Genomic DNA, 11510 nt, shown 5'->3' with positions numbered 1-11510 from the left:
TCTCTTTAGGAATCAGACTTCGGACGCTGTCCGAGGAAGAAGGACGAGGACTTCAGCGGCGTGAAGGTCGGCCGCTTCAGGCCGGCGCCGAGCAACGGCGCGGTGTCCACGGGCGCCGTGATCGACGCGGTGGTCTTGCCCTGCGGCGCATCCGGCGTGCAGGTGCTGGCGACGAAGCTCGGCTCGGGCCCGAGCGGGGCGCCGCGGCGGGCATACTTGTCGTAGGTGAGCGGCAGCGTGTTGTTCAGGCCCTGATGGCCGTTGCCGCCCTTGGCGTCGATGGCCATCATCTCGCTCTGGCACATCTTGCCGGTCTCGACGCACATGTTGAGGATCAGGCGGTAGAGATCGGCATCGACGGTGCCCCAGCGCCGCACCGGCTCGTTCTGGCTGGGCTTCTCCAGCTGGAGATATTCGGCGCGGCCGAGCGAGCCGCCGGCGGACTTGGCGCTCGCGATCCAGGCGTCAAAGCCCTTGTCGTCGAGTCCCCTAAAGTTGAAGTGCATGCCGGAGAAGCCGGCGCCGCTATAGTTCGCCGAAAAGCCCTTGTAGGTGCCGGCGTGGTTGACGACGGCGTGGAGCTTGGTCTCCATGCCCGGCATCGCGTAGATCTGGCCGGCGAGCGCGGGAATGTAGAACGAGTTCATCACCGAGGACGCGGTGATGCGGAAGGTGATCGGGCGGTCGACCGGAGCTGCGAGCTCATTGACCGTGGCGATGCCGTAGTCCGGATAGATGAAGAGCCACTTCCAGTCGAGCGCGACCACGTCGACCTCGAGCGGGGCCTTGGACTGGTCCACGGCGCGCTCGGCATGAATGCGGCCGAGCGTGCGATAGGGGTCGAGCAGATGCGTGCCCATCCAGGTCAGCGCGCCGAGGCAAACGATGATCAAGAGCGGCGCCGACCAGATCACCAGCTCGAGCTTGGTCGAGTGATCCCAGTCCGGCTCGTAGCGGGCCTCGGTGTTGGACTGGCGGTAGCGCCAGGCGAACAGCACCGTCAACGCCATCACGGGCACGACGATCAGGAGCATCAGGACGGTGGAGATGATGACGAGGTCGCGCTGCTGCGCGGCGATATCGCCGGCGGGCGCCAGCACGACGTAGTCGCAGCCGCTGAGCGCGGCAGCCAGAGGTAGTAGCGCCAGGATCTTGAGACGAGACACGGGCCGAGCCTTATGAGAATGAGTTTCCTTTGCGGAGCCAACGGGTAGCTGCGGCGCAACAATCCGGACATTGGACAATTTGTCCAATGTTGCAATGCGGGAGGTTGGGTCAGACAGGGGCAGATTGCCTGGCGTCCCGCGCCGGGCGGTCGGCTTTGGTTTTCAGGACGTTAAGGGCGCACGAATGGCGACGGCACAGACCCCCGCAATGGCAGACCTCCACACGGGCGAGCACGGCCACGACCAGGCCAGTCCCGGCGAGATCGCCATCGGCGTCATCATCGGCCGCACCTCGGAATTCTTCGACTTCTTCGTCTTCGCGATCGCCTCGGTGATCGTGTTTCCGCGCCTGGTGTTCCCGTTCGCGAGCGAGCTGACCGGCACGCTCTATTCATTCATGGTCTTCGCGCTGGCCTTCATGGCCCGTCCGATCGGCACCGTCATTTTCATGACCATCGACCGGGAATACGGCAAGACGGCCAAGCTGGTGTCGGCGCTGTTCCTGCTCGGGACCGCTACCGTCGCGCTCGCATTCCTGCCCGGCTATCACGAGATCGGCGTCGCTGCGATCTGGCTGCTGGCGCTGGCGCGCATCGCGCAGGGTCTGGCCTGGGGCGGCGCCTGGGACGGCATGGCTTCGCTGCTGGCGCTGAATGCGCCGGCCTCCCAGCGCGGCTGGTACGCGATGGTGCCGCAGCTCGGGGCGCCGCTCGGGCTGATCGTGGCGAGCGCGCTGTTCGCCTATTTTGCCGGCCTGCTCTCGGCCGATGATTTCTTCGACTGGGGCTGGCGCTATCCGTTCTTCGTTGCCTTTGCCATCAACGTCGTGGCGCTGTTCGCGCGCCTGCGCATGGTGACGACGGAAGAATACGCCTCGCTGTTCGAGAGCCGCGAATTGCAGCCCGCGCGCATCTCGGAGACGGTTGCGCGCGAAGGCCAGAACATCATGCTGGGGGCCTTCGCGCCGCTGGCGAGCTTTGCGCTGTTCCACATGGTCACGGTGTTTCCGCTGTCCTGGGTGTTCCTGTTCACCCGCGAAAGCCCGGTGCGCTTCTTGATCATCGAGATCGTCGCCGCGGTGTTCGGCGTCGCCGCGATCGTGGCCTCCGGGATCATCGCCGACCGCGTCGGCCGCAAGTCGCTCTTGATGGGATCGGCGATCGCGATCGCGGTCTACAGCGGCTTCGCGCCGCAGCTGCTCGACGCCGGTGCGTTCGGCGAGACCATCTACATGGTGATCGGCTTCATCCTGCTCGGACTCTCCTTTGGCCAGTCGTCGGGTGCGATCGCCTCGAACTTCAGGCAGATGTACCGCTACACGGCGTCAGCGCTGACCTCCGACATGGCCTGGCTGTTCGGCGCCGGCTTCGCCCCGCTGGTCGCGCTGCTGCTCGCCACCAATCTCGGCGTCATCGCCTCGGGTGCGTACCTGTTGTCGGGCGCGTTCTGGACCCTGCTCGCGCTCTGGCTCAGCGGCCAGCGCGAGGCGGGCGACATGGACGCCGGGCGCTGATCGCTCGGCGCATGCAGGGTGGGCAAAGGCGCACGTCGCGCCGTGCCCATCAGCGCGACGAAATGAGGCTTGATCGCGCAATGACGGAGGTGCGCTCCCTCTCCCGCTTGCGGGAGAGGGTTGGGGAGAGGGTGCTTCCGCAATGGGACAACCCCCAAGAGGAGAAAGCCCTCACCCGGCGCGCGGGACGATGCTTCGCATCGCCCGGACGCGCCGACCTCTCCCGCAAGCGGGAGAGGTTGCACCGAGTCCGTGGCATTCGATTCAACCTAAAGCCATTCCGCTCTAGGCATTTCACCCCTGCCGCTGCCTCAGCAGCGCTTCGACATCCAGCCGCTTGGTGACCATCGCGAGCTTCCCGTCAGGCCCGAACGGCCATTGCTCCCGCGGCTTGTCCCAATACAGCTCCACGCCGTTCTGGTCGGGGTCGCGCAGGTAAAGCGCCTCGCTGACGCCGTGGTCGCTGGCGCCATCGAGCGCAATGCCGGCCGTGAGCACCCGATGCAGCGCATCCGCCAGCGCAGGCCGCGTCGGAAACAGGATCGCGGTGTGATAGAGCCCGGTCGTGCCTGGCGGTGGCGGCGAGCCGCCCTTGCTCTCCCAGGTGTTGAGCCCGATGTGGTGATGATAGCCGCCGGCCGAGATGAAGGCTGCGCCCGAGCCCATCCGTTGCATCAGCTCGAAGCCGAGCACGCCGCAATAGAAGCCGAGCGCACGATCGAGGTCAGCGACCTTGAGGTGGACATGGCCGATCCTGGTGCCGGCAGGAATGGCGGGGCTTTGCGACATGTGAATGCTCCATCGAAAACATGCACGTAAGCCCGGCCCCGAGCCGGTGCTACGGCCAAACGCGAAACCCATCGTTTCCGAATGGGAAACTATGCCAGCTCCGATACCTCGCCCTCGGGCAGGCCGAACTCGAACGTGTTCAGCGTCATCGACACCAGCGTGTAATAGCCGCACAGCCCGATCACCTCGACCACGCCGCGTTCGCCGAGCAGCTTCACCGCCTCGTCGTAGAGGCCCTTCTCGACGCCGTGGCCCTCATGCAGCGACTTTGCGAGATCGTAGATCATCTTCCCCTCGGGATCGTCGAAGTCGGGCGTGCGGCGGTCGCGGATCGCCGCGATGATCTCAGGCTTCATGCCGCCGGCAAGCGCCAGGCGCTTGTGCGCATACCATTCGTAATGCGCGGTCCAGTGCCGCGCCGTCACCAGGATCGCGATCTCCGAGAGCTTCGCCGGGAAGATCGTGTCGAAGCGCAGCACCTCGCCGAGCCGCGTGGCATGACGCGCCATCTCGGGGCTGTTCAGCCAGGCCATCATCGGCGCCGGCGGCTTGCCGCGCTTGCCGGCGATCGACTCGTCATAGGTCTGCCGCTGGCTCTCGTTCATTTCGCCAGGCGAAAGAAGCTTCAGGCGCATTGTCGTTTCCTCTTTGTTTTCAAGGCTCGCCCTCGCGGCGACTATAACCGATAATTGGTTGAATTCCGCGGGGGCTTGGCCCAGACTCGGCGACAACAATTCGAATTTTGAGTGATGGAAACGACCAATGAACGACCTCAAGACCAGCGATTCTGAATCCGCCGATCTCGACACATTCCGCACCGAGACACGCGCCTGGCTGGAAGCCAATTGTCCGCCGGAGATGCGCAAGCCTGCAACGTCGGACGCCGACGTGTTCTGGGGCGGACGCAACGCCAAATTCTCCTCCGAGCCGCAGCGCATCTGGTTCGAGCGCATGCGCGACAAGGGCTGGACCGTACCGGATTGGCCGAGGGAATATGGCGGCGGGGGCTTAAGCGCTGCCGAGCACAAGGTGCTGCGCGCCGAGATGGCGCGGATCGGCGCGCGGCCGCCGCTGTCGAGCTTCGGCATCTGGATGCTCGGGCCGGCGCTGCTCAAATACGGCAACGACGCACAGAAGAAGGAGCACCTGCCGAAGATCGCGGCGGGCGAGATCCGCTGGTGCCAGGGCTATTCCGAGCCGAGCGCCGGCTCCGACCTCGCTTCGCTCCAGACCCGGGCCGAGAGCGATGGCGACGACTTCGTCATCACGGGCTCGAAGATCTGGACGTCCTACGCCAACTACGCCGACTGGATCTTCTGCCTCGTCCGCACCGATCCCACCGCGAAGAAGCACGACGGCATCAGCTTCATCCTGTTCGACATGACCTCGAAGGGTGTCTCGACCAAGCCGATTCTCTTGATCTCCGGCTATTCGCCGTTCTGCGAAACCTTCTTCGACGGCGTCCGCGTGCCGAAATCGCATGTGGTCGGCACCATCAACCGCGGCTGGGACGTCGCGAAATATCTGCTCCAGCACGAGCGCGCGATGATCTCAGGCATGGGCGAGCGCGGCGTCGGCCGTCCCCTCGGCCAGATCGCGGCCGACTCCGTCGGCACCGATGCGCTGGGGCAGCTCGATGATGCCATGCTGCGCGGCAAGATCGCCAGCTTCGACGTCGATGAGGCCGCGCTGGCTGCCTGCGCCGAGCGCGCGGTCGATCTCGCCAAGGCCGGGCAGGCGCATCCGGCGTTTTCCTCGGCGATGAAATATTACGGCACCGAGCTCAACAAGCGCCGCCACGAGATCCTGATGTCGGCCGGCGGCGTCGATGCGCTGGAATGGGAGAGCGAGCGCTCCAGGCAGGGCGCGCGCCCGCGCGCCTGGCTGCGCACCAAAGCCAATTCGATCGAGGGCGGCACGAGCGAGGTCATGCTCGGCATCGTCGCCAAGCGCATCCTGGATCTGCCGGGGGCGTGAGCCACGCTCTCACCACCCGTCATTCCGGGGCGCGCGAAGCGCGAGCCCGGAATCCATAGCCACCAGTCGGGAGTATGGATTCCGGGCCTGGCCCTTCGGGCCATCCCGGAATGACGAGACAACATAGATTTCGAATCGGAAACACGCACATGGCCCTCGTCCTCACCGAAGAACAATCCATGCTCCGCGACTCCGCGCGCGGGCTGATCAGCGACAAGGCGCCGGTGTCGCACCTGCGTCACTTGCGCGACAGCAAGGACCCCACCGGCTTCTCCAAGGAGCTTTGGCATTCCTTCGCCGAGATGGGCTTTGCCGGCTTGCTCGTGCCGGAAGAGTTCGGCGGCAGCGGGCTCGGCTACGTCGAAGCCGGAATCATCATGGAGGAGATCGGCCGGACTTTGATGCCATCGCCGTTCCTTGCGACGTCCGTCGTGGCGGCCTCGGCGCTGTCCCGCGGCGGCAATGCCGCGCAGAAATCGGAATATTTGTCGAGGATCGCGAGCGGCTCGCTGCTCGCGACGCTCGCGATCGACGAGGGCGCCAAGCATCGCCCGCTGCAGACCAGCTTGCAGGCCGTGCGCGCCGGCAACGGCTTCAAGCTATCAGGCGCCAAGGCGCTGGTGGTCGACGGTCATGTCGCCGATCTCCTCATCGTCGCCGCCCGCACCGCGGGCACCGCCGGCGAGCGCGAGGGCCTGACGCTGTTCCTGGTCAATCCCAAAGCCAAAGGCGTTGCGATCGAGCGCACCATCATGGTCGATGCGCACAATGCGGCGCGGATCGAATTTGCCAATGTCGAGGTCGATGCCGACAGCGTGCTCGGCGAGGTCGACCAGGCGGCCGGCCTGCTCGATGGCGTGCTCGATATCGGCCGCGGCGCGGTCGCTGCCGAAATGGTCGGCCTCAGCGATGAAGTGTTCAACCGCACCGTCGAGTATCTGAAGAGCCGCAAACAATTCGGCAAGCTGATCGGCGAATTCCAGGCGCTGCAGCATCGCGCCGCCGAGCTCTATATCGACATCGAGATCACCCGCGCCGCCACCATGAAGGCGCTGCAGGCGCTGGATGCCGACGTCGTCAAGGCCACGCCCGCCGTCGCCGTCGCCAAGGCGCGCGCCGGCACCACCGCCACGCGCGCGGTGCAGGAAGGCGTGCAGATGCACGGCGGCATGGGCATGACCGACCAGTTCGACATCGGCTTCTTCATGAAGCGCGCGCGGGTCTGCGAGGAGCTGTTCGGCGACGCGAACTACCACACCGAGCAGCTGGCACGGTCGCGGGGGTATTGAGGCGGGGTTGGGGCGCGAGGCGCGCCACACCCTCGGTGTCGTCGCCCGGCTTGACCGGGCGACTTAGTACGCCGCGGCCTCTCCGCATACGTTTGAAGTCTCTGGCATACTGGATCGCCCGGTCGAGCCGGGCGATGACAGTTGAGAGTGTAGAGAGCGCTTGCCCCAATCTCGTCATTGCGAGCGCAGCGAAGCAATCCAGAATCTTGCCGTGGAGACAGTCTGGATTGCTTCGTCGCTGCGCTCCTCGCAATGACGGTGGTTAGACCCCGTTACCGCATCGGCGGCGCGTATTGCACGCCACCTGCGTTCCACAGCTGGTTCATGCCGCGCGGGATCTTCAGCTTCGACTTCTCGCCGATGTTGCGATCATACATTTCGCCGTAATTGCCGACGTGGCGGATGATGCGCGCGGCCCAGTCCTTGGTGAGGCCGAGCTGCTCGCCGTAATTGCCCTCGGTGCCGACGAGGCGCATCACTTCCGGCTTCTTCGACTTCAGGGCCTCGTCGATGTTCTCCGAGGACACACCGAGCTCCTCGGCGTTGATCATCGCATACAGCGTCCACTTCACGATCATCATCCAGTCGTCGTCGCGCTGACGCACCACGGGGGCGAGCGGCTCCTTGGAGATCATGTCCGGCAGGATCATGTGGTCGCCGGGCTTCGTCAGGTTCAGCCGCAGAGCATAGAGCTGCGAGACATCGGCGGAGAACGTGTCGCACTTGCCGGTGTCGTAGGCCTTGACCACGTCGGCGAGGTTGTCGAACTTCACCTCTTCATACTTCATGTTGTTGACGCGGAAGTAGTCGGCGACGTTGAGCGCCGTCGTGGTGTTGGCCTGCACGCAGACCTTGCTGCCGGCGAGATCCAGCGACGTCTCCTTGTTGCGCGAGCGCGGCAGCATGAAGCCGGCGCCGTCGTAATAAGCGACGGCAGGGAAATAGAGGTCGTAGTCGAGCTCGCGCGCCATGCTCCAGGTGGTGTTGCGCGAGAGGATGTCGACCTTCCGGCTCTGCAATTCCCTGAAGCGCTCGCTGGCGTCGAGCGGAATCATCTTCGCCTTGCCGGGATCGTTGAAGATCGCGGCAGCCACCGCGCGGCAGAAATCGACGTCGAAGCCGTTCCAGTTCTTGTTGTCTTCCGAATACGAGAAGCCCGGCAGGCCCTTGTTGACGCCGCACAGCACTTCGCCGCGGCGCACGGTGCGCTTCAGGGTGCGGGTGTCGTAGAATTCATAGATGATGGCGAGGACGCCGACCAGCACGGCGACCGCAAGCCCGATCAGCAGGCCGCCACGAAAAGTGCGCATGATGTCTCTCTCTCGAAAGTATCGGAAAAGGAAGCGGAGGAGGGGATGGAGCATGATCCCGAGGGATCATGCTCGAATCTAAGAGCCTTCAGAGCTCGGGCTTCTGCCGGATGACGACCTTGGTGCCGACAGGCACGCGATCGTAGAGATCGGCGACGTCGTTGTTGACGAGACGGAAGCAGCCTGAGGACACCTTGGTGCCGATCGTATCAGGGCGGTTGGTGCCGTGGATACGATAGACCGTGGTGCCCAGATACATGGCGCGGGCGCCCAGCGGATTGCCGGGGCCGCCGGCCATGAAGCGCGGCAGATAGGGCTGGCGCTGGATCATCTCCGGCGGCGGCGTCCAGTCCGGCCATTCCTTCTTGTTGGTGATGGTCACCAGTCCTTGCCACTGAAAACCGTCGCGGCCGACGCCGATCCCGTAGCGGATGGCGCGCCCGCCCGGCTGCACCAGGTAGAGGTGGCGCTCGGCGGTCGCGACGATGATGGTGCCGGGCGCTTCCGTGGTTCGGAAGTACACCACCTGCTTCTGCCATTCCGGCTCGAGCTGGTAGGCATCGTCCGCGATCAGGCCCGGCTCGTCGCCGCGGTCCGGCTGCTGGGCGAAGGCGTGCGGCGTGGACAGGACCAGTCCCATCGCAGCCACGAAAATCCCGGTCAGGCGACGAAAATCCGTCATTTAAGCTCTCCCCGCTGCCACAGCGCAAATCATTCGGAACCATCAAACCTGAGGGGCAAGTTCATGGCAAGTTGATGGCGCGCCGTCCTGGCATGTCACGAGAATGCTTTGGTTTTTTGACGGGCCCAGCGCAATGCCACGAACAGGGGATGGCGCGAAAAGCATAGGTGTTGCCGCTCGGGAGGTGAGCTCCCTCCCCCGCTTGCGGGGGAGGGCCAGGGAGAGGGTGCTTCCACAACGGGACACTCCCCCAGGGGAGAGAACCCTCACCCGCGCCTTCGGCGCGACCTCTCCCGCAAGCGAGAGAGGCACAGACCGAACCCGCGGTGAGATCAGCGCCGACAGTGGGCACGAGGCGCAAGCTAAATCCGGTTGCTCTCCGCCGCGATCCCGAGCCGCCGCACGATCTCCGTCGCCACGGCGCGGGCCTCGGGCCGCGAGCCGATGCGGGGGCTGCGAAACCGTCGGCCCGAATGCAGCCGGATCACCACGATGCAATGCTCGTCCTCGGAGCGGCCGCGGCGCTCGACCGTGATCGACTTGACGTCGGGCCCGGCGATATGGTCGGCCCGCAAGCTGCCGTCGCCCCACAGGCGCTCGACGCGTATATCGTTCGCTCCGATCACCCAGAATGCGCCGGTGGCGAGGTTCGCATAGCGATAGACCGCGAATGCCGCGATCGCGCCCAGCGGCAGCAGCAGGATATCGACATGGCTGGGGGACAGGCCGCGCCACAGCTTATAGGCATAGGGGACCGCGGACAGAGCCACCGCGATCAGTGCGACGATCCGGATGTCCCGCGCCGAAAACGCCTCGAGCGGCTCGCCGAGATGCATCTCGGGATTGCTGGCATCGAGCGGGTTGCTCGGCGTCTCGACATTGGGAACGTCGAAATGCGCCGCGATCCACGCCACGGTGTCACGAACATGGGTAACATCGGGAATCGGCGGCGAGGTCAGGCGCTCGCCCGAGGCAAGCGTGAAGACGAGTTGGAAACGGGCCTTCACCCTCTTGCTGCCGGGGACCTGTAGCGCCGTGATCTCGTCCTTGCCGACGAGGCGCGTCTGGAGCTTTCCGAACGGCCGCTGCCGGCCGATCAGGATCTCGTCCGGCGTGATGATCCATACCACCGCCGGCGCCATCATGATGCCGACGACGAATCCGGCGCCCACCAGCAGCGCCACCGCCGATATCAGGATTTCCAGGATGTCCTGCGTGAACAGTCCCGGCGTAAAGCAGAGCGCGACGGCGGCCGCGGAGCCGGCCACGACCAGCCGCTGTGCGATCGAGGACCCTTCACGAAGGCGGATGTCGGTGCTGGCGGTCGCGTCCATTGCGGGCGGCTGATTGCGTCGGTTGCGAACCTCCACGGACGGCTCCGTGGAGTCAAGCAACAAGGGCGACAATTGCAGCCCGCCGCGCGATGGCCGCCCGCGGCGTCAGCTGCTCGCGTTCAGCAGCCTGGCCACCGTGCGATCGATCTCGTCATAGCGGCCTTCGCCGGCGTGCTGGAACACGATCTTGCCGCTCTGGTCGACGATGTATTGCGCCGGCCAATATTGGTTGCGATAGGCGTTCCAGGTCTTGGACTCATTGTCCTGCGCCACCGGATAGGTGATGCCGTGGCGCTTCAGCGCGGCCTGCACGTTCGCGGCCGAGCGCTCGAACGGGAATTCCGGCGTGTGCACGCCGACCACGACGAGACCTCGATCCCGGTACTTGGCGTAGAGCTCGGTGACGTGCGGCAGCGTGTTGACGCAGTTGACGCAGCCATAGGTCCAGAAGTCGACCAGCACGACCTTGCCGCGGAGATCGGCGATGCTCAGCGGCTTCGAGTTGAACCAGTTGGTGATGCCGGTGAAGTCGGGCGCGGCCTGCTGGCTCGCGGCGGCGGTGACGATAGGCGCGGCGCGTGCGGCCTCGTCGCAGATGCCGGGGATGACGGCGCCGGTGACGGTGATGCCGATCAGTGCAGCAGACATTGCGAGCAGCTTGAGAGTCATGGAAAGCGTCCTCCGGTAAAGATGAGGTGGGATCACAGGCCGATCTGGCCGGTGGGGTAGAAGCCGGTGAGCCACGCCACGATCAGCGTGTCGTATTGGAAATAGGCGGCGACCGCGAAGCCGATCACGACCAGGCCAAACCCCTGCTGCAGCCGCGGCGAGATCCGGGCCAGGCTGCGCACGCGCGTGGTCGCCGCCTGTCCGCCATAGGCGATCGCCAGCATCGGAATTGCCGCGCCAATCGCATAGGCGATCAGCAGCGTGCCGGCCCAGCCGAGATTCTTCGAGGTCGCCACCAGCGTCAGGATCGAGCCGAGCACGGGCCCTGCGCAGGGCGTCCAGACCAGGCCCAGCGTGGTGCCGAGGATGAGCCCGCCGAGCGCGCCCTCGCGCTGCGTGCTGCTCGAATTGCCGAGAGCGAGCCAGCCATTGAGCCGGATCGACAGCCACTCGAACGGCGCCGGCCACAGCATCAACAGGCCGAAGCCGAGCAGCAGGATTGAGGCCGCCTCGCGCAGCACGTTCGGATCGAAATCGAACAGGTGCGTGAGCGCGCCGAGCGCCAGCGCGACGGCCGAGAACGAGACGACGAAGCCGAGCGCGATCATCGCGGGGCGCAGTTGCGAGGAGTGCCCGATCGAAGCGCCAAGCAGGATCGGCAGCATCGGCAACGTGCAGGGCGCGGCGATGGTGAGGATTCCGGCGAGGAGAGCAAAGAGGAGTTCGAGCATGGCGCACTCGTGGTGGTGGTCACGAGGGATGTTCGGGATGGATGCGACGG

11 protein-coding genes are annotated in these 11510 nt (G+C 65.4%); 3 read left to right on the top strand and 8 right to left on the bottom strand.

The features are described 5' to 3' along the window. Window positions 1-5: 5 nt before the first annotated feature. Complete coding sequence (gene cyoA / locus AB7M16_RS17315; protein WP_453944617.1) at window positions 6-1166, bottom strand: ubiquinol oxidase subunit II; 1161 nt, start codon at window positions 1164-1166, stop codon at window positions 6-8. 184 nt (window positions 1167-1350) lie between these two features. On the opposite strand from cyoA, the gene AB7M16_RS17310 reads away from it, so the two are divergent. Further along, the gene (locus AB7M16_RS17310; protein ID WP_172786195.1) at window positions 1351-2679 is read left to right on the top strand and encodes an MFS transporter; all 1329 of its coding nucleotides are present in this window, start codon (window positions 1351-1353) and stop codon (window positions 2677-2679) included. 294 nt (window positions 2680-2973) lie between these two features. On the opposite strand, the gene AB7M16_RS17305 is transcribed toward AB7M16_RS17310, so the two are convergent. Both AB7M16_RS17305 and AB7M16_RS17300 read right to left on the bottom strand, forming a co-directional pair. Beyond that, entirely contained in the window at window positions 2974-3468 is a 495-nt protein-coding gene (locus AB7M16_RS17305; protein ID WP_212255956.1) for a VOC family protein, read from the bottom strand. A gap of 89 nt (window positions 3469-3557) precedes the next feature. After that, window positions 3558-4103, bottom strand: a complete 546-nt coding sequence (locus AB7M16_RS17300) for a carboxymuconolactone decarboxylase family protein (RefSeq protein WP_439364888.1) — start codon at window positions 4101-4103, stop codon at window positions 3558-3560. A gap of 127 nt (window positions 4104-4230) precedes the next feature. Here AB7M16_RS17300 and AB7M16_RS17295 point away from each other — a divergent pair, with 127 nt between their 5' ends. Continuing rightward, window positions 4231-5445 (top strand): acyl-CoA dehydrogenase family protein, encoded by a 1215-nt coding sequence (locus AB7M16_RS17295; RefSeq protein WP_453944616.1) that lies wholly within the window; start codon window positions 4231-4233, stop codon window positions 5443-5445. 149 nt (window positions 5446-5594) lie between these two features. Continuing rightward, window positions 5595-6734 carry an acyl-CoA dehydrogenase family protein gene (locus tag AB7M16_RS17290; RefSeq protein WP_453944615.1) on the top strand — a complete coding sequence of 380 codons (1140 nt, stop codon included), beginning with the start codon at window positions 5595-5597 and terminating at the stop codon, window positions 6732-6734. Window positions 6735-7006: 272 nt separating this feature from the next. Here the strand turns inward: AB7M16_RS17290 and AB7M16_RS17285 are convergent, their stop codons facing one another. The 5 genes from AB7M16_RS17285 to AB7M16_RS17265 all read right to left on the bottom strand — a co-directional run bounded on the left by AB7M16_RS17285 (window position 7007) and on the right by AB7M16_RS17265 (window position 11460). Continuing rightward, window positions 7007-8044, bottom strand: coding sequence for an amino acid ABC transporter substrate-binding protein (locus AB7M16_RS17285; RefSeq protein WP_453944614.1), 1038 nt, complete (start codon window positions 8042-8044; stop codon window positions 7007-7009). A gap of 88 nt (window positions 8045-8132) precedes the next feature. Then, on the bottom strand, window positions 8133-8726 hold the full coding sequence (locus tag AB7M16_RS17280; RefSeq protein WP_172786189.1) for a L,D-transpeptidase: 594 nt from the start codon (window positions 8724-8726) through the stop codon (window positions 8133-8135). Window positions 8727-9088: 362 nt separating this feature from the next. Next, a complete protein-coding gene (locus tag AB7M16_RS17275; RefSeq protein WP_453947213.1) occupies window positions 9089-10060 on the bottom strand; it encodes a hypothetical protein in 972 nt (323 codons plus the stop codon). 105 nt (window positions 10061-10165) lie between these two features. Continuing rightward, a complete protein-coding gene (locus AB7M16_RS17270; RefSeq protein WP_453944613.1) occupies window positions 10166-10729 on the bottom strand; it encodes a redoxin domain-containing protein in 564 nt (187 codons plus the stop codon). A gap of 32 nt (window positions 10730-10761) precedes the next feature. Continuing rightward, a complete protein-coding gene (locus AB7M16_RS17265) occupies window positions 10762-11460 on the bottom strand; it encodes a cytochrome c biogenesis CcdA family protein (protein WP_453944612.1) in 699 nt (232 codons plus the stop codon). Between the last annotated feature and the right edge of the window lie 50 nt (window positions 11461-11510).

The sequence above is a fragment of the Bradyrhizobium sp. USDA 372 genome (assembly GCF_053629095.1).
Note: the sequence above shows the minus strand (reverse complement) of the source record. Positions and strands in the feature narration are given on the sequence as shown.